Below are 18,960 nucleotides of genomic sequence, written 5' to 3'. Positions count from 1 at the left end.
TCCTACTGTATAAACATAGCAAGGGAATAATGTGATCCAGACGGCTATTATTTTATTGGCTTAAATTTTCGTTGAATGGCATTACCATTGTTAGATTATTTTTAACAAAGCGCCGTCTTTCTGATGATTGAATTCAATTAATCCCCGCCGGACTTGATGATTTTTTCTAACAATGGGCAAAGTGTGATGAGACTCACCTTCGTCAATGGGTTTTATTTGTAGCTTGGCCAATAAGAATATGGGGTCTGAAATAAATAGGTTACTAAAAATATCTGAGAACGCCCATTGCGAAGTTCACATGCTGTTTTAAGGATATCACTATGATCCATGCTTTTATAAAAAAAGGGAGCTTTCAGGATTCCGTCAGCCTGATGCTAATTTCCCGTAAGCTCAGCGAATCACCCAACGTCGAAGAAATATCGGTCATGATGGGCACGCCGGCCAATAAATCCTTACTTGAAGCGACCGGTTTCTGGCATCCGCAATTCAGTGAAGCGACCCCCAATGATATTTGCGTGGCGATCAAGGCGGAATCTGCCGATGACAGCATCACCACACAGATCGGTGAAGCGTTAGACCTGGCGTTGAAAGCCATTGCCCAGGGGCAGCAGGGCGGTAAACGCCTGCTCAAGGCACGCAGTTGGCGTATGGCGCGGCAGAAGTTGCCGGATGCCAATATGGTGCTGATCTCCATTGCGGGGGAATATGCCGCGCAGCTGGCCGATCAGGCACTGGACGATGGCTGCAACGTGATGATGTTTTCCGACAACGTCAGCGTTGAGCAGGAAGTGGCGCTAAAAACCAAGGCGCGTGACAAGGGCCTGATCGTGATGGGGCCAGACTGTGGCACGGCCAATATTGCCGGGGCACCGCTGGCCTTTGCCAACGTGGCCCCCAAAGGCATGATCGGCATCATTGGCGCCTCGGGAACGGGTATCCAGGAGCTGACCTCACAAATTACCCTGGCTGGGCAAGGCATCTCTCACGCCATTGGCTTGGGCGGGCGTGATTTAACTGCCGAAATCGGTGGTATCAGCGCTATCAGCGCACTGCGAATGTTGGCGGCCGATCCGCAAAGCCAGGTGTTGGCGTTTGTCTCCAAGCCTCCGGCCGAAGCGGTACGTCAACGGGTTATCGGTGAGATGAAGACCCTTGGCAAACCGGTGGTCGCTTTGTTCCTGGGAGCTAAAGCGCCTGCGAAACAAGAGGGTAACATCACCTTCGCCGCGACATTGGATGAAGCCGCCCGCCTGGCTGCGATGTTGGCAAACGTGCAGCAAATGGCCGCACAGCAACCTGCGGTATGCGGTGGCAAAATATCCGGCCTGTACGCCGGTGGCACGCTGGCGGCGGAATGCGCCATGTTGCTGGCCGATCGGCTGGGCGTGGAGGCCGACAGCAAGCATCAGCACGGCTCAATGCTCAACGCCGACGGACACCGCATTATCGATATGGGGGACGATTTCTACACCCAGGGCAAACCACACCCGATGATCGACCCGTCCACCCGTAATCAGGAAATCGCTCGCCTTGCTCAGCAGCCGCAGATTGGCGTGTTGCTGCTGGATGTGGTGATTGGCTATGGCGCGCAGGAAGATCCCGCAGATTCCTTGGCTACCGAAGTCAAACGCGTACGCGAAAAACGTGGTGCGGCCCATCCGTTGGCAGTTATCGCCACGGTGACAGGCACCGAACAAGACCCCCAGCAGCGCTCCAAACAGATTGCCACGCTCACCGAGGCGTGCATTGCCGTGATGAATTCGCTGCCTGAAGCGGTAGCGCTGGCCTGCCAGTTAATCGCCCCTCCAGCGCTGGGTACTAACGAACCAGCACCCGCCATGCTGGCTGGTGTTTCCGTGATCAATGCAGGCTTGCGTAGCTTTGCCGACGATCTGCAAACCAACGAAATTTCAGTGGTGCATTACCAATGGGCCCCGGTGGCCGGTGGTAATCAACGATTGGCTAACATACTGAAAAATTTAAAGTAAGGGATTGATATGACCGCAACTATTGAACAAGCAAACGCTGCCGTTATCGCCAGGATCCGTGAAGCCCGCCCTCATTGGCAGGATGTTGATTTAGCGAAAAACCTGATCCCGCAGTTGGCGCAGGGGAGAAAACTGCTGCATGCCGGGCCGCCGGTTACCTGGGCGGAAATGAGTGGCCCGGTACGCGGTGCCTGCATTGGGGCATGCCTGTTTGAACAGTGGGCTGAAAGTGAGCAGCAGGCGCTGACACTGCTGGAAAACGGTGAGATTGAATTCATCCCTTGCCATAACGTCAGTGCCGTTGGCCCGATGGGGGGCATCACCTCGGCGCATATGCCGCTGGTGGTGGTGAAAAACACCGTTCATGGTAACCATGCCTACTGCAACCTGAACGAAGGGATCGGTAAGGTGATGCGCTTTGGTGCCTATGGGCCAGACGTGCAGGCGCGCCTGCGCTGGATGCGTGACTCACTGGCACCGGTACTGAAAGAGGTGCTTGCCACCTTTGATGAGGGGATTGACCTCACCGCCGTTATGGCCCAGGCCATCACCATGGGGGACGAGTTCCACCAGCGTAATATCGCGGCGTCGGCGCTGCTGATGCGTTTGTTAGCCCCTAAAATCAGCCTGCTTGAGCGGGACAACGTTGAGCTGGCCAAGGTCATGCAATTCCTCAGCATCACCGATCAGTTCTTCCTCAACCTGGCGATGGCCTATTGCAAGGCGGCCATGGACGCCGGGGCCGAGATTAAGCAAGGCACCATCGTGACGGTGATGACCCGTAACGGCAAAAACTTTGGCGTCAAGATCAGCGGCATGGGCGACCAATGGTTTACCGCGCCGGTCAATACGCCGGAAGGCCTGTTCTTCTCCGGCTATAGCCAGGCTGACGCCAACCCGGATATTGGCGACAGCGCCATTACCGAAACCTTCGGCATTGGCGGTGCGGCCATGGTCGCCGCGCCTGGTGTGACACGCTTTGTCGGTGCCGCCGGTGGCATGAGTGCCGCGACCGATATCTCCGAAGAGATGGCCGAAATTTACCTGGAACGCAACATGATGCTGCAAATCCCAACCTGGGACTTCCAGGGCGCTTGCCTGGGGCTGGACGCCCGCCGGGTGGTGGAAACCGGCATTACTCCGTTGATCAACACCGGGATTGCCCACCGTGAAGCCGGGGTTGGGCAGATTGGTGCCGGTACCGTGCGTGCTCCATTGGGCTGCTTTGAAAAAGCCATCGAAGCACTGGCAGAAAAGCTGGGTATCAGCGCGTAACAACCGGTTAGCCCGGAGGAGACTCCGGGCTAGGGAGCAAGTTATGGACATCACCGCGTTAGCCATTAGCCGCTATGCCACGCAAGATTACGGTCCGTTACGCTGCGTGGGGCGTTTCAACAATGCCATCAACTTCCTCTCGCCTAACGATCGGCTACTGACATTGCACCGTGAAGGGCGTGGGCTTAGCCCGATGGGCTGGGAAATTGGCGACGATGACTTCGACGAAATCTTTGACAGCCTGCCTGCGGCCCAGCATTGCCAGCTTTCACCGGCGGGGATCGAACTGGAGGATATAGCCATCTATCGCCAGGGGAGGTGCTTGGATCTCTGCCTGAAGGTGAGCGGAGAAATTGCGTTGCCGCCATTGGCTACCGCGCTGGCCGATGTTGATGCCCAGACCGGCCTGTTTGGCCGCCTGGACAACCTCGTTGACCAGCCGCATTGTCTGGAAATTCGCGAACTACAGCAGCACTTTACCGCCTGGTTGTTGGGGCAGAAAGTAGACTGGAGCGCCGTGCTTGGCAAAGGCCCTGGCTTGACGCCAAGCAATGATGACACGGTGCTGGGCATGTTGCTGGCGGCTCATCTCGATAGCCGCGTGGATGTCGCAAGGTTGTCGTCCTTTTTTGCCGCCAGCCAACCCTTAAGCCAGTTGACCACCTTGGTCAGCGTCCACTATTTGCAGTTTGCCGAGCAGGGGATCTTCTCCACCCCGGTACAACTCCTGGCACGCGCCTTACTCAGACCACAAGAATTACCCGCAGCCATCAACGACATGTTGGCAACCGGGCATTTTTCCGGTGCGGACACGTTATTGGGCGTCTGGTTGGGCGCGATGGCAATCAATCGTCTTTATTAATTTATCAGCGGAAAACCATGCCGAATGCCGTTCGGTATGGGCTGCTATTACTTGAAAAATGGGTACCTGAATGGAAACGTTAGTTATTGCCTTGGGGGGCAACGCCCTGTTAAAGCGTGGCGCGGTGTTATCTGCAGAGAATCAGTATCAGAGCATTGCGTTAATTGCCGATGCTATTGGCAAGCTGGCCAAGAAATACCGCATCGCCATCGTGCACGGTAACGGCCCGCAAGTGGGGTTGTTGGCGCTGCAAAACCTGGCCTATCGCGATGTTCCCCCTTATCCGCTGGATATTCTGGTGGCGGAAAGCCAGGGCATGATCGGCTATATGCTGGCCCAGCAGCTAGGGGCGTTCCATCCTGCTCAGCCGGTGTCCACGTTGCTGACTCGCGTCTTGGTAGACAGCGAAGATCCGGCGTATCGGGAACCCAGCAAATTTATCGGGCCGGTTTATGAGCCGCAACAGCAAGCCGAGCTGGAAAAAAAGTATGGCTGGAGCATGAAGCTGGATGGGAAATACCTGCGCCGGGTGGTGCCTTCCCCTGAACCGAAAAAGATCATCGATATTGAAGCGATCAATCTGCTGCTGGCGAAAAACCACATCGTGATTTGCAACGGCGGTGGCGGTGTTCCGATGGTGGCCAGCGCACAGGGAATGATCGGTAGCGAAGCGGTGATCGACAAGGATCTGGCTTCTGCGTTACTGGCCGAAGCCCTGGACGCCGATCACCTGGTGATCCTCACGGATGCTGATGCGGTGTATCAGCACTGGGGCACCCCGCAGCAAAAAGCCATTCGTTCTGCCACCACCAAAGAACTGGCCCCGATGGCCGTAGCCGATGGTTCGATGGGGCCAAAAATCATGGCGGTCAGCCGCTTTGTGCAGCGCAGCGGCAAGGTGGCACATATCGGTGCCCTGCAAGATATCGAGTCGGTACTGGCAGGCACCGCGGGGACATTAATTACGCCGTAATACTGGATGGGCCGAGCGGCCCATCAACCAAGGGAAAATGAATATGCAAACTATAAAAACAGAGCGAATGCCCTATTGGATTAAAACCGTAGTGATCTTCTTCCTCGGCTGGGTCGTTATCTATGCCGGGCGTTCGGTACTTAGCCCCATCATGCCGCAGATCCAAACCGAGTTCGGGCTGTCAAAAAGCCATCTGGGCTTAATCAGCAGCCTGTTCTTTCTGACCTACACCATTTTACAGGTGCCTGCGGGGCTATTGGGTGACCGCTTGGGCAGAAAACGCATTCTGGTCAGCGGCTTTATGCTGTTTGCGCTGTTTATCGCTGCCGTCAGCATCTCATCCAACTTTCTGATTTTCATCGTGCTGTGGATGCTGACTGGTGCTTCGCAAGGCGTCTATTATGGCCCGCAGTATGCGCTTTCATCCGAGGCCATCCCCAAGAAATGGATCACCTTGGGCAGTGCGGTGATCGGCAGCGGGATGTCGTTCGGTATCGCGCTGGGGTATTACCTTTCCAGCTTTATGATCGAACACTTTCATACTTCGTGGAAGATGCCGTTCCTGGCGATGGCGGTCCCGGTATTGATTGTGGCGCTGCTGATGCTGTTTTTCATTCGGGAAAAAGCGCCGCAAAGTGCCAGCGATGCTCCGGTAGCGGCGGCAGTAAAGAGCGAATTCAGTTTCCTGGATCTGTTTAAAAACCGTAACCTGCTGATGGCCTACATCACCATCTTCTGCTCGATCTATGGCTTCTTCGTGATCATTACCTGGCTGCCGTATTATCTGCAAAAAGAACGCGGCATGGATATTGTGCACGCCGCCAGTATCGCCTCTATCGTACCGTGGATCTCGGTGCTCGGGACGCTGATTTGCAGCTATATCTCCGACAAGCTGGGCCGCAGAAAACCGGTGGTGCTGTTTATGCTGCCTTTCTCACTGTTGGCGATCTTCGGCATCGTTTATTCCACCAGTGAAGCGGCGTTGATTGGCGTATTGGTGCTGTATGGGTTTATCGGCAAAATCAGCCTCAACCCGGTACTGATCGCCCTGGTAGCAGACAACGCACCGCGTGCCGCGCTCAGTACCGCTTTCGGGCTGTATAACTTCTTTGGGATGGCGGCGTCGATCTTTGCGCCTTACGTGACCGGCTTCATTGCCGACAGCACGGGAACGTTGAATGCGGGCTTCTATTTTGCCGCGATGATCACGGTGGTGGGTTTTATCGCCATGTTGTTCGTCAAAGAGGGGAAACCGGCGCAGGAGGCTTGATGTTTGATGCAGGGCGCAACCGTGCGGCTGCGCCCATGTACGATTAATACAGCAGTGAATACAGCTGGCGGCGATACTTGGCGGCCAGCGCATCGCCAGTCCCCAGTGCGGCCAGAATATCCATCAAGGTCTTGCGGGCGCTACCGTTAGCCGCCGCCAAATCCTTTTTCAGATGACCCATCAGCAATTCCAGCGCCTCTTCGTTACGTCCAACCTGATGCAGTTGCAAGGCTAGCTGCACGGCAAGTTCGACGTTTTCCGGCTGTTGCTGAACCTGCTGCTGCAACTGCTGAATTTCCGGCGTATCGGCGGCCTGCTTCATCAGCTCAATCTGCGCGACCAGGCCGAGGTAACGGGTATCGCGATCCTGTAATGGGATGGTCGCCAGCACCGCTTCGGCATCATCCGTCTTGTTCAGGGCGATCTGGGTTTCCGCCAGCGTCAGGCCGATATCGCTGCGCTGATTGCTGAGGCTCCAGGCGTCTTTCAGCAAAGGCAGTGCCTCTGCAGCACGGTCTTCCTGCAACAGTTCAGTGGCTTCTGCCAGCTTGAGGTCTTCGGCTTTTGGCAGGAAACGCTGCAGGAATTCGCGGATCATTTCTTCCGGCTGCGGCCCTTGGAAACCATCAACCGGCTGACCATCCTTGAACAGATAAACGGTTGGGAGGGAGCGCAGACCAAACTGGGCGGCGATCGCTTGCTCGGCATCGCAATCCACCTTCGCCAGAACGAACTGACCTGCGTATTCCGCCGCCAGTTTATCCAGTATCGGGGTGAGTTGCAGACAGTGCTGGCTGCGATCCGACCAGAAATAGAACAGCACCGGCTGGGACATGGACTGTTCCAGCGTTTGGTGCAGGTTAGTTTCGTTAATATCAACAACGGCTTGAGCTAGCATGGTTTCTCTCTAATCTGAACTTGCGGAGCCAATCTATTCTAGATGGGGGCAAAGCGGCGCGCTTCAACCCTTAGCCCCCGTTTGCTTAACCATTACTGCGCAATAACCAGTCCAGCGCGCGGCCTGGCAACAGGCGGCGTAGGATGCTCATGGTATGTGCCAGCAGGGTGACCGGGTAGCGCAGCTTGGCTTTGGGGCTTTCCAGCGCATGGCGCAGCTTCGGTAACACCGCTTCGGCGGGCAGCGTCAAACGCTTGGCAATACTCGGGTTGTGCACCGGTTTATCGCTCTGCGCCTGATTGACGTTCTGGGTGAAATGGGTTGTCAGCGGGCCTGGCTCGATCAGGCTGACCTGAATGCCGCTGCCGTGCAGTTCCATACGCAACGCGTCCGACCAGGCTTCCAGCGCAAATTTGCTGGCGGCATAGGCCCCACGCCCGGCGCTGGAGATTAACCCCATCACTGAACTGGTCTGAATAATACGCCCTTCACCGTGCGGCAGCATGGCTGGCAGCAGCAACTGGGTGAGCTGGTGGGTGCCAAACAGGTTGGCGGAGAATTGCCGTTCCAGCTGTTGGCGTGAAACCGAGCTGAGTGGGCCGTAAACGCCGAAACCGGCATTGTTGAACAGACCGTACAGCCGCCCGTTGGTCAGCTCGATCACCTGTGCGGCGGCGCGTTCTACGCTGGCGCTATCGTCCAGATCCAGTTCAATGCCTTCCAGCCCAAGCTGGCACATGTTTTCCACGTCTTCCGGCTTACGGCAGGCGGCCAGCACACGATAGCCACGGTTACGCAGATCTTGCGCTGCAATCAATCCTATCCCGCTGGAACAGCCGGTTATCAATACCGCTTTTTGCATAACTTTACCTAGTAGCTAACCCTATTCAGTTAGACTCATGTTTAACTAGTGGTTCCAGCTGTTGCGCCATCCAGGTGGCGATAAACGGCTGGGCATCCTGATTGGGGTGCAAACCGTCATCCTGCATCCATTCCGGTTTGATCACCACCTGTTCCATGTAAAACGGCAGCAGCGGAATGTTGAACTGCTTGGCCAACGCCGGATAGATCTCACCGAAGGCCTCGGTGTAGCGGCGGCCATAGTTTGGCGGAATATGAATTTGCATCAGCAGCGGTTTGGCCCCCGCCTGCAAAACCAGCGTGATAATCTGGTTGAGATCGCGCTCAATATCCGCAGCCGGGAAGCCGCGCAGACCATCGTTGGCACCCAGTTCGATCAGCACCCAGCGGGGTTGATGTTGTTTCAACAGCTCGGGCAAGCGTGCCAGCCCCTGAGCGGCGGTGTCACCGCTGATACTGGCATTGACCACGGTCGGGTGGCCAGGTTGTTTCTGCCACTCATCGGCCAGGCGAGTTGCCCAGGCTTGCGCTACCGGCAACCGATAGCCAGCACTTAAACTGTCGCCTAAAATCAACAAGGTATCGGCCGCGACAGCACGTAAACTGAATAATCCCAACAGCAAAAGGAAGGGAAGATGCCAGCGGAAAACGTTCTTGAAGTTCATCATCTTAGTAAACACGTTGGTCAGGGTGAGCATCAGCTTACCATCCTTACCGGAGTCGAGCTGGTTGTCAAACCCGCACAGACAATTGCGCTGATCGGCGAGTCCGGTTCAGGTAAATCGACCTTGTTGGGCATCCTTGCCGGGCTGGACGACGGCAGCGAAGGAGAAGTTAGCCTGCTGGGGGAATCGCTGACCGCACTGGATGAAGAAGGGCGCGCTGCGCTGCGGGCAAAAAACGTCGGTTTTGTGTTCCAGTCTTTCATGCTGGTCCCCACCTTGAACGCGTTGGAAAACGTACAACTCCCTGCACTGCTGCGTGGTGAAAGCGATCGTCAAAGCCGGGACCAAGCGGTGCAACTGCTGGAACAGCTGGGGTTAGGCAAGCGTCTTAGCCATCTGCCAGCACAACTTTCCGGCGGGGAGCAACAGCGTGTGGCACTGGCACGGGCGTTCAGTGGCCGCCCACGGGTGCTGTTCGCCGATGAACCTACCGGCAACCTCGATCGCCAGACCGGTGAGCGCATTGCCGATCTGTTGTTCTCCCTCAACCGCGATTTCGCCACCACACTGATCCTGGTCACCCATGACGAGACCCTGGCGGCGCGCTGTCAGCGGCGGCTGCGCTTGCGTGAAGGCAAGCTGTGGGAGGAAGCATGATTTGGCGTTGGTTCTGGCGTGAATGGCGTTCGCCTTCGCTGCTGATCGTCTGGCTGGCGTTGACGCTGTCTGTCGCCTGCGTGTTGGCTCTGGGCAGCATCAGCGATCGCATGGACAAAGGCTTGAGCCAGCAAAGCCGCGACTTTATCGCCGGGGATCGGGTATTGCGTACCGCGCGCCCGGTGCCGGAAGGCTGGCTGCTCGATGCCCAACAACAGGGGCTGAAAGTCAGCCGCCAGCTCTCTTTTACCACCATGACCTACGCCGGGGATCGTCCGCTACTGGCCAACGTCAAGGCTACCGATGCGGCCTATCCGCTGTATGGGCAGTTGGAAACCCTGCCAGCCAATCTCAAACCTGTGCCAGGCAGCGTGTTGGTGGCTCCGCGCCTGTTGGCATTATTGGATATCAAGGTCGGCGATAATCTGGATGTGGGGGATACCACGTTACGCATAGCCGGTGAAGTTGTGCAGGAGCCGGATTCTGGCTTCAATCCGTTCCAGACTGCGCCTGGCATTATCATCAACCTGGCGGATGTGGATAAAACCGGAGCGGTACAGCCGGGCAGTCGCCTGACCTACCGTTATATGTTTGCCGGTGCGCCAACCGATATTCAACGTTATGAAGAACGCCTCAAACCGCAGCTCAAACCCGATCAGCGCTGGTATGGGTTAGAGGAGTCCGGCAGCGCGCTGGGCAAATCGCTACAGCGTTCCCAACAGTTCCTGCTGCTTTCGGCGCTGCTGACCTTGCTGCTGTCGATCGCCGCTGTGGCGGTGGCGATGAGCCACTATTGCCGCAGCCGCTATGACCTGATTGCAGTGCTGAAAACCCTGGGCGCTGGCAGAAAGGCGCTCAGCAAGCTGATTATTGGCCAGTGGCTGGCGGTGTTACTGCTGGCGGGAATCTGCGGTAGCGTGATTGGTCTCGGGTTTGAAGCGGTGCTGATCCGCTTGCTGGCACCGGTGTTGCCGGGGGAACTCCCCGCCGCTGGGGGCTGGCCGTGGCTGTGGGCGATGGGGGCTCTGGTCATGATTTCGCTGCTGGTTGGGCTGCGCCCGTACCGGCAACTGCTGGCGACTCAGCCGCTGCGCGTACTGCGCCGGGATGTGGTAGCCAACGTCTGGCCGCTGCGTTACTTCCTGCCAGCCACTGCGGTGATTGTAATCGGGCTACTGACGGTATTGATGGGGGCAAGTACGCTACTGTGGGCCATTCTGGCCGGTATGGTGGTGCTGGCCTTGCTGCTAGGGGGAATTGGCTGGGGCAGCCTGTTGCTGCTGCGGCGCATCACTCTTAAGAATCTGGCGCTGCGGTTGGCGGTGAACCGCCTGTTGCATCAGCCTTGGGTGACGATCAGCCAGCTAGCGGCATTCTCGCTGTCGTTCATGTTGCTGGCTCTGTTGCTGGTCTTGCGTGGCGATCTGCTCGATCGTTGGCAACAGCAGTTACCGCCAGACAGCCCGAACTATTTCCTGCTGAATATGACCACGGCACAGGTTCCGCAGGTGAAAGCCTTCTTGCAACAGCATCAACTACATGAGGAAACCTTCTATCCTATCGTACGTGTGCGCCTGTCAGAAATTAACCAGCAGGTGGCGACGGAGCGGGTGCATGAAGACGATCCCGGTGGCGAGGCGGTGAACCGTGAACTGAATCTGACCTGGCAAAGCGATCTGCCGGATCATAACCCGCTGACGGCAGGCACCTGGCCGCCGAAAACCGGCGAGGTCTCAATGGATGAAGGGATCGCCGGGAGGCTCAAGATCCAACTGGGCGATACCTTGACGTTCAGCGGCGATACCCAATCGTTCAGCGCCAAAGTCACCAGTCTGCGGCAGGTAGATTGGGAAAGCCTGAAGCCGAACTTTTACTTTATCTTCCCGCCGGGTGCATTGGACGGCCAGCCACAAACCTGGCTGACCAGCTTCCGCTATGACGGCGACGGCAAGGTGCTAACCCAGCTTAACCGCCAGTTCCCAACGCTGAGCCTGCTGGATATCGGTTTGATCCTCAAGCAGGTCGGCGGCGTGTTGCAGCAGGTGAGCAGGGCGCTGGAGGTGATGGTAGTGCTGGTGGTGATCTGCGGTGGTCTGCTGTTACTGGCACAGGTACAGGTAGGGATGCGGCAGCGTAGGCAGGAACTGGTGGTTTATCGCACGCTAGGCGCAGGCAAACGCCTGTTGCGCGGTACGCTGTGGTGCGAGTTTGCGTTGCTGGGGCTGGTGGCCGGCATCGCGGCGGCGGTGGGGGCAGAAGCGGCGCTGTGGCTGTTGCAGACCAAGGTATTCGACTTCCCGTGGGCACCTACGCCGGTGCTGTGGTGGGCGTTACCGTTGCTGAGTGCCTTGCTGCTCTCGCTGTGTGGCGGCTGGCTTGGTGTACGCTTGCTGCGCGGCAGGGCGCTGTTCCGCAGCTACGAAGGTTAAACGTCTAATAAAAAGGGTTCAGCGTGGCTGAACCCTCAATTTGCGGTTTTAACTGATTATCCCAGCTTTTGCTGCGCCCAGGCCAAGCCACTTTGGTACTCGGCTGGCAGCAGCGGCGCTAATGCCTGCAACGCCTGTTGCAAAGAAGCTGCGTCGGGATCGTTGAGATTCAGGTGACCCACTTTACGCCCCTCACGCACCTCTTTCTCATACCAGTGCAAATGCACCAGCGGTAGGCCCAGCCATTGCTGATTCACCGCCGTGCCGATCAGGTTGACCATCACCGAAGGCGTATTCACCACCGGCTTAGGCAGCGGCAGCCCCAGGATGGCACGCAAATGCAGCTCAAACTGGCTGATAGAAGCGCCGTTCTGCGTCCAGTGGCCACTGTTGTGGACACGCGGAGCCAGCTCGTTGATCAGCAGGCTGTCGCCGACGATAAAGCACTCCATCGCCATCACGCCTACGTAGTTCAACTCATCGAGGATCGCAGCCAACATCTGCTCGGCCTGCTGCTGCAACGCCTGATTGGGCTGTGGCAGCGCTACGCTAGTACGCAGAATGCCTTCTTCGTGCAGGTTGTGAGTCAGCGGATAGAATACCGACTGGCCATCGTGACCACGAGCGCCCACCAACGACACTTCGCCAGAGAAATTAATCCCCTGCTCAACGATGCATTCGCCATAGTTATCCGCCGGTAACTCCGCCTCTTGGCCCGGGCGCAAACGCCACTGGCCACGGCCGTCATACCCACCCACGCGGCGTTTAACGATCGCCAACTCACCCAAGGTGGCAAACACCTGCGGCCATTCGCCAGCATTTGCCAGCAATTGCCAAGGGGCGGTGGCAAGATGAAGTTGATCGAGCAGTTGTTTCTGTGTGAGGCGATCGGCCAAACGCGGGAAGATATCGCGGTTGACGAAGTTATTGTGCGTCGCCAATTCGCGGGTCAGGGCGGTTTCTGGCCAGCGTTCGATCTCTGCGGTGATCACCGCATTTTGATAGGGCACCGCTTCCGGCTCGGCATCCAGGCCGACAGGATAAACCGCAATTCCCAGTGGTTCACCGGCCTGGCGCAGCATACGTCCTAACTGGCCGTTACCCAGTACGCAAACCGGCTTCATGCGTCCTCCCGTGGGTCCGGGTGGTTCAGCACCTCGTCGGTCTGCGCCTGACGCCACTGCGCCAACCGCTGTGCCAGCCCGGCATCGTGCAGTGCCAGAATTTGTGCTGCCAGCAACCCGGCGTTGGCCGCACCGGCTTTGCCGATGGCGAGCGTACCCACCGGAATGCCACGTGGCATTTGCACAATGGAATACAGGCTATCGACACCGCTCAATGCGGCACTTTGTACCGGCACACCCAGCACCGGAACCAGCGTTTTGGCCGCCAACATGCCTGGCAGATGCGCAGCACCACCGGCACCGGCGATGATCACGTCAAAACCCATAGCCTTGGCATGTTCGGCAAAGCTGAATAGTTTATCCGGCGTGCGGTGGGCGGAGACAACTTCGACATGGAACGGGACATCCAGCGTGGTCAGAACTTCTGCCGCGGACTGCATTGTGGCCCAGTCACTTTTTGAACCCATTACGATTGCGATTTTAACCCCAGCGTTGGCGGCTGAAGTAGCGGTGGCTCCCATGAGTGCATGGCTCCTGTGATGTGGACAAACGTCGGCTGGCAGGCCGTATGAGGGCGTAGAGCATACCATGGGTAAAGGGCAAGGAAAACGGTTGCGTCGACGGTTTTTGCCATCAAAAGCGTGAAAACGACCTAGAAGGGGAACTCGATCAGTTCGACGGCATCTGCCGTGACTTTAATCATTGAGCCTTGTGTATGCCAGGCTCCTAACACCGCGCGATGGGCTTCACCGTCAGGTAATGCCAGCGGATGGATTGCCGGGCGATGGGTGTGGCCGTGGATCATCCAGTGGACGTTGTGGCGCAACATGGCCTGCTCAACGGCCTGCGGGTTGACGTCCATAATCGCGGTGGATTTGTATTGGTTGCTTTGTTGGCTGCGCGCACGCATTTTAGCGGCGATCTTCAAGCGCCAGCGTAGAGGGAGCGCGAGAAAAGCACGTTGGATCCAGGTGTTATGAACTTTCTTGCGGAATTCTTGATAGGCCTGATCGTCGGTGCATAGGGTATCGCCATGCAGGATCAGGATCTTGCGGCCATACAGCTCAACGACCTGCTCTTCAGGTAGCAGGATCATACCGCTCTGCTTGGCAAAGCGCTTACCCAACAGGAAATCGCGGTTTCCGTGGATGAAGTAGCAGGGGACTCCGGCCTGGTGCAACGCCTTGAGTGCGGCGGCAATTTCGCTATGCAACGGCTCGGGGTCGTCATCACCAATCCAGGCTTCGAACAGATCGCCCAGAATGTATAATGCGTCGGCGTGAACGGCTTCTCGCTGCAAAAAACGCAGAAAACCGGCAGTAATTGCCGGTTCCTGTGCGCATAGATGCAGGTCTGCGATGAACAGCGTGCTCATGCAGCCGCGATTACTCGCTGACGGTAACGCTGGTGATCACGACATCTTCAACCGGTACATCCTGATGCATGCCGCTGCGGCCAGTTTTTACCGCTTTGATCTTCTCGACCACGTCCATGCCTTCTGCCACTTCGGCAAATACGCAGTAACCCCAACCCTGGGAGTTTTCAGCACGGAAGTTCAGGAAGTCGTTATCCACCACGTTGATGAAGAACTGGGCGGTGGCAGAGTGTGGATCGTTGGTACGAGCCATTGCCAGGGTGCCACGGGTGTTTTTCAGGCCGTTGTTAGCTTCGTTCTTGATGGTTGCTTTGGTGTCTTTCTGATGCATACCAGGTTCAAAACCACCGCCCTGAACCATAAAGCCGTTGATGACACGGTGGAAGATGGTGTTGTTGTAGAAGCCTTCACGGCAGTAGTTCAGGAAGTTTTCAACGGTAACCGGTGCCTTGTCAGCAAAGGTCTTGATAACGATATCGCCGTGATTGGTGTGGAAAGTAACCATAGTTTTAGTCCTAGCAAGATGAAATGAGCTGTCACATAGGAAGGCGTGTGAGCAATCAGACCGACTTTATAACATATCTCAATTAATCAGTCAGCAGTGGCTAGGGTGGCAGTTCCGCGGCAGAAATACACGTGTTGTTATCTTAGTCTGGATTGGGTTAATTCCGATCTCACGCAATTTTCTGCCGATCAATTCAGCAATCCTTGGGCTTGACCTTGCAATAGAGCAGCCTTCGGGTTTCAATATGCGGATATGTTTGTTATCACGCACACCACGGACAGCCCTGATGCTAAAGATATTTAATACCCTGAGTCGTCAAAAAGAGGAATTTAAGCCCATTCATGCCGGTAAAGTCGGTATGTACGTGTGCGGGGTAACCATTTATGACCTGTGTCATATCGGCCACGGGCGTACCTTTGTTGCTTTCGACGTGGTAGCGCGCTACCTGCGTTACCTCGGCTATTCGCTGAACTACGTGCGTAACGTGACCGACGTGGATGATAAAATCATCCGCCGCGCGGCAGAAAACGGCGAAACCTGCGATCAACTGACCACGCGTATGCTGGCAGAGATGCACGCCGATTTTGATTCGCTGCTGATCGAACGCCCGGATCAGGAACCGCGTGCCACCCACCATATCGAAGAAATCATCGAGATCACCCAACGCCTGTTGGCGCGCGATCATGCCTATGTGGCCAGCAACGGCGACGTGATGTTCTCCATCGATAGCGATCCGCAATACGGCCTGCTGTCCCGCCAGGATCTGGAGCAGCTGCAAGCCGGTGCACGTGTGGAAATCGACGACGTGAAACGCAACCCGATGGATTTCGTGCTGTGGAAGATGTCCAAGCCGGGCGAACCAAGCTGGGAATCGCCGTGGGGCCCAGGCCGCCCGGGCTGGCATATCGAATGCTCAGCCATGAACTGCAAACAGCTAGGCACCCATTTTGACATCCACGGCGGTGGTTCAGATCTGATGTTCCCGCACCACGAGAACGAGATTGCCCAATCCAGCTGTGCGCATGATGGTCCGTACGTCAACTACTGGATGCACTCCGGGATGGTAATGATCGACAGAGAGAAGATGTCCAAGTCATTGAACAACTTCTTTACCATCCGCGACGTGCTGGGCTACTACGACGCCGAAACCGTGCGTTACTTCCTGATGTCTGGCCACTACCGTAGCCAACTGAACTACAGCGAAGATAACCTCAAGCAGGCGCGCGCCTCGCTGGAACGTTTGTACACCGCACTGCGTGGCACCGATGCCAATGCGCAACCTGCTGGCGGTGAAGCGTTTGAAGCGCGCTTCCGTGAAGCTATGGACGACGACTTCAACACCCCAGAAGCTTATTCCGCGTTGTTCGATTTAGCGCGTGAAGTAAACCGTCTGAAGAGCGAAGACATGGCGGCGGCGAATGGGTTGGCGGCAGAGCTGCGTAAACTGGCCAAGGTATTGGGCCTGCTGCAACAGGAGCCAGAACAGTTCCTGCAAGGTGGCGCGCAAGCGGACGACTCGGAAGTGGCAGAGATTGAAGCGTTGATCAAACAGCGTAACGACGCACGTGCCGCCAAAGACTGGGCGCTGGCAGATGCCGCTCGCGATCGGTTGAACGAGATGAATATCGTGCTGGAAGATGGCCCGCAAGGGACTAGCTGGCGTCGTAAGTAAACTAAGAACTTATTAAGTTAATAAAACCGGGTTGCTGTGGCTTCCCGGTTTTTTTATGCCTTAAGCATGGGCTTCGCTGAGCAGGCGCTGGTTGATGTAATCAATAGCTTGCTGCGGATCCATTATCTTGTTCACGACGTTGGTCACGCCCTGGCCGATAATGATCTCCGCATGGCGCAGGTTAAACAACTCGCCCTGTAAACCCCGAGATTCACGGATGCCAATACTAGGATTATCTCGCAGCAGGTTAAACCACGGATAGAGATGCAGAATGCGCTGGTTCTGATAGATGCTGCGGTGGGCGCTGTTACCGCCCAAGAGCACCAGATGCTCGGTAATTTCAGCCGAATACAGCCAACGGAAGAACTGCTCTACCTGCGCCTTCTTATCACTGAAACGAGACATGCCTAACGAACCACCGCCCATCTGCGGCATGTTGCCCGGAACTGGCGCGTAACCAATCGCCGGTGATAGAGGGCTGTGGGCGACGTCGTTGAACAGATTCATATACATGATCAGCATCGCCAACTGGCCTTGCTCAAACTGGGCCACCGCAGCATTCCACCATTCACTGTTGAGATTGGTGGTGACGGTAAGCTGTTGCTGATATTGCCGCAACGCTTCGATGGCCAAGGTTGCCTCTAGTTGGACCGGTTTGTCTTGGTGCACTAGCCGCCCACCTAACGCGTAATAGCGCAGTAGATATTCGGTAGCAATTAACCCGGAACTACCGAGAGTCGTTGATGAACCTATCGGACGTTGCGGGTTGCCGAATTGATGAGTCGCCGTGAAAAAGGCCGTAATGTCATCAAACTCGGCGAAACTGGTCGGGATCTTCAGCTCTTTGCCCGATTTCTCATAGAACATGCGTTTGACCGTGGGGTCTTCGAACAGATCTCGGCGATAGAACAGCAACTGGGTGCTGGCATCAAACGGCAACGCATAGGCTTTGCCGTCAATCTGGCTGAAATGATGGCCAACCTCTGCCGAGAAGTTTTCCAGCAGTTCTGGTAGTTCTGGCGCGATCTCTGCCAACGGCGTGAGGGCCTTTGCCGCAAACCAGGGGAGGCAGGCCATATCGATACGCAGCAAATCGTAATAAGGATGCAGATGCAGATTCGAGAGGATCTCAAACACTTCATCATAAGGATAAACCGCGAGATTCACCTTGATACCGGTCTGACGATAGAAATGCGGCAACAGCTTCTTCAGCGCATCGGACGAGGGGCTAGGCAGGATCAGCATGTTCAGCGTTTCACCCTGCTCAGAAACGGCGGGCATGGGTTGAACGTCCAGTGCAAAGCCACGGCTATCCAGTATCAGCTCATCGGCTAGTGTTGCCAATCCGCAGATATATCGGGCAATTTCCAGGCCCAGCCGGGCGTAATCCATCTGATAGTGGTACTGATTGGCTACCACGGCGGGTTCGTTATCGCTGAGTTGCCAGATCGGTGGGCAGGGGACCGCGCTACCCAGATAGGCCGCCTGCGTCAGGCAACGGGCTTTTTCGCTGTCTTGAGCAATCAGGACTTGTGGTGGCTGGCCAGCAAAAAAAGCAAAAGCGGCGGTGTGACATTCACTGGCCGGTGACGGAACGACCGTTAACTGGGTCGATGGGCTTAACTGTGCCAGCGTATCTTTCAATGCCTCGACAAAACACTGGCCGTTGGTATAAGCGAGGGGCTCACAAAGCACGCCAACGTGCGTGGGTTGTTCGCGGGCGATCTCGCTGGCAATGGCCTGGCCCGCCTGGCAAAAGTTCAGGTTGAATGTGACCTTGGCCTGCGCTGGATGGCGATAGACAAACAGGATCTGCTCCGCTGGCAGCCGGAGCGTCTGATAATAGCTTTCGCTGTCGGCAAGGCAGGAGACCGTAACGATGGTTTGGTAGGATTTTGCGGCCAGCGTCTGCAAGATATCCCTTTCGGCAGAGGGCAGATCGTTAGTGACGTACAAATCCAGATCGCCCGGGAAAGAAGATCGTAATGATTGCTGAAGCCCACGGTAGAGCTGGTGATACTGTTCGCTGTTGATATCGGGCAGGATCAGCGCAACGCCACTGCTTTTGCTGGCGCGTAGCGACTGCGCCTGGGCATTGATCTGATAACCCATTTGCTGGGCAGCCTGTTTGACCGCCTCGATCTTTTCAACGCTGACATTGCCGCGCCCGTTGAGCACGTTGGAAGCGGTGCCGTGTGATACCCCCGCCAGCTTCGCTATATCCTTGATAGTTGCCATTTTCCCACCGCTTTGAGCCGCCTGTTTTGATGCTAACACCGGCTTGGGCGCTTCGCTATCTCGATTTCTCTTCAAGCGTAAAATTTGGATCGTTCCATCATTAATTGGTTGTTGTTTGTCCTTAATTAATCCAGTGTCACAAAATTGATGAAAAACGTAATAATTACC

16 protein-coding genes are annotated in these 18,960 nt (G+C 56.2%); 8 read left to right on the top strand and 8 right to left on the bottom strand.

Features of this window, described 5'->3' with window-relative positions; translation table 11 throughout:
- The first annotated feature begins 320 nt into the window (after nt 1–320).
- From IMQ33_RS22840 to IMQ33_RS22820, 5 genes are all read left to right on the top strand, one after another.
- Nucleotides 321–1,988, top strand: a complete 1,668-nt coding sequence (locus IMQ33_RS22840; RefSeq protein ID WP_196062908.1) for an acyl-CoA synthetase FdrA — start codon at nt 321–323, stop codon at nt 1,986–1,988.
- Between the two features lie 9 nt (nt 1,989–1,997).
- Nucleotides 1,998–3,263 (top strand): DUF1116 domain-containing protein, encoded by a 1,266-nt coding sequence (locus tag IMQ33_RS22835; RefSeq protein WP_186528512.1) that lies wholly within the window; start codon nt 1,998–2,000, stop codon nt 3,261–3,263.
- A gap of 43 nt (nt 3,264–3,306) precedes the next feature.
- The gene (locus tag IMQ33_RS22830; protein ID WP_098928372.1) at nt 3,307–4,125 is read left to right on the top strand and encodes a DUF2877 domain-containing protein; all 819 of its coding nucleotides are present in this window, start codon (nt 3,307–3,309) and stop codon (nt 4,123–4,125) included.
- A 70-nt stretch (nt 4,126–4,195) separates the two neighbouring features.
- A complete protein-coding gene (locus IMQ33_RS22825) occupies nt 4,196–5,098 on the top strand; it encodes a carbamate kinase (protein ID WP_024528439.1) in 903 nt (300 codons plus the stop codon).
- Between the two features lie 43 nt (nt 5,099–5,141).
- Nucleotides 5,142–6,368, top strand: a complete 1,227-nt coding sequence (locus IMQ33_RS22820) for an MFS transporter (protein WP_230326852.1) — start codon at nt 5,142–5,144, stop codon at nt 6,366–6,368.
- A 43-nt stretch (nt 6,369–6,411) separates the two neighbouring features.
- Here the strand turns inward: IMQ33_RS22820 and IMQ33_RS22815 are convergent, their stop codons facing one another.
- The 3 genes from IMQ33_RS22815 to tesA all read right to left on the bottom strand — a co-directional run bounded on the left by IMQ33_RS22815 (nt 6,412) and on the right by tesA (nt 8,792).
- A complete protein-coding gene (locus tag IMQ33_RS22815) occupies nt 6,412–7,266 on the bottom strand; it encodes a co-chaperone YbbN (protein WP_021805422.1) in 855 nt (284 codons plus the stop codon).
- Nucleotides 7,267–7,351: 85 nt separating this feature from the next.
- Nucleotides 7,352–8,128, bottom strand: a complete 777-nt coding sequence (locus IMQ33_RS22810; protein ID WP_065686310.1) for an SDR family oxidoreductase — start codon at nt 8,126–8,128, stop codon at nt 7,352–7,354.
- 25 nt (nt 8,129–8,153) lie between these two features.
- Complete coding sequence (gene tesA / locus IMQ33_RS22805) at nt 8,154–8,792, bottom strand: multifunctional acyl-CoA thioesterase I/protease I/lysophospholipase L1 (RefSeq protein WP_161629483.1); 639 nt, start codon at nt 8,790–8,792, stop codon at nt 8,154–8,156.
- Here tesA and ybbA point away from each other — a divergent pair.
- Both ybbA and ybbP read left to right on the top strand, forming a co-directional pair.
- The gene (gene ybbA, locus IMQ33_RS22800; RefSeq protein WP_024486093.1) at nt 8,763–9,449 is read left to right on the top strand and encodes a putative ABC transporter ATP-binding protein YbbA; all 687 of its coding nucleotides are present in this window, start codon (nt 8,763–8,765) and stop codon (nt 9,447–9,449) included. The genes tesA and ybbA overlap by 30 nt on opposite strands.
- Entirely contained in the window at nt 9,446–11,878 is a 2,433-nt protein-coding gene (gene ybbP / locus IMQ33_RS22795; RefSeq protein WP_196062906.1) for a putative ABC transporter permease subunit YbbP, read from the top strand. The genes ybbA and ybbP overlap by 4 nt, the downstream gene beginning before the upstream one ends.
- A gap of 56 nt (nt 11,879–11,934) precedes the next feature.
- Here the strand turns inward: ybbP and purK are convergent, their stop codons facing one another.
- The 4 genes from purK to ppiB all read right to left on the bottom strand — a co-directional run bounded on the left by purK (nt 11,935) and on the right by ppiB (nt 14,882).
- Nucleotides 11,935–13,002, bottom strand: a complete 1,068-nt coding sequence (gene purK / locus IMQ33_RS22790; RefSeq protein ID WP_161713990.1) for a 5-(carboxyamino)imidazole ribonucleotide synthase — start codon at nt 13,000–13,002, stop codon at nt 11,935–11,937.
- Nucleotides 12,999–13,523, bottom strand: coding sequence for a 5-(carboxyamino)imidazole ribonucleotide mutase (purE, locus tag IMQ33_RS22785; RefSeq protein ID WP_024486090.1), 525 nt, complete (start codon nt 13,521–13,523; stop codon nt 12,999–13,001). Before purE ends, purK begins: the two co-directional genes overlap by 4 nt.
- A gap of 131 nt (nt 13,524–13,654) precedes the next feature.
- Nucleotides 13,655–14,377, bottom strand: coding sequence for a UDP-2,3-diacylglucosamine diphosphatase (locus IMQ33_RS22780; protein ID WP_161713991.1), 723 nt, complete (start codon nt 14,375–14,377; stop codon nt 13,655–13,657).
- Between the two features lie 10 nt (nt 14,378–14,387).
- A complete protein-coding gene (gene ppiB / locus IMQ33_RS22775) occupies nt 14,388–14,882 on the bottom strand; it encodes a peptidylprolyl isomerase B (RefSeq protein WP_024486088.1) in 495 nt (164 codons plus the stop codon).
- Nucleotides 14,883–15,168: 286 nt separating this feature from the next.
- Between ppiB and cysS the strand changes: the two genes are divergently transcribed.
- Nucleotides 15,169–16,554, top strand: a complete 1,386-nt coding sequence (gene cysS, locus IMQ33_RS22770; RefSeq protein WP_065686316.1) for a cysteine--tRNA ligase — start codon at nt 15,169–15,171, stop codon at nt 16,552–16,554.
- Nucleotides 16,555–16,614: 60 nt separating this feature from the next.
- Here cysS and IMQ33_RS22765 read toward each other — a convergent pair whose 3' ends face one another.
- Complete coding sequence (locus IMQ33_RS22765; protein ID WP_196062905.1) at nt 16,615–18,792, bottom strand: extracellular solute-binding protein; 2,178 nt, start codon at nt 18,790–18,792, stop codon at nt 16,615–16,617.
- Between the last annotated feature and the right edge of the window lie 168 nt (nt 18,793–18,960).

This window comes from Serratia sp. Res13-Sevr-LER1-36-b (assembly GCF_015673035.1).
Classification (GTDB): Bacteria; Pseudomonadota; Gammaproteobacteria; order Enterobacterales; family Enterobacteriaceae; genus Chania; species Chania fonticola_C.
This window is presented reverse-complemented; position numbering and strand designations above follow the sequence as displayed.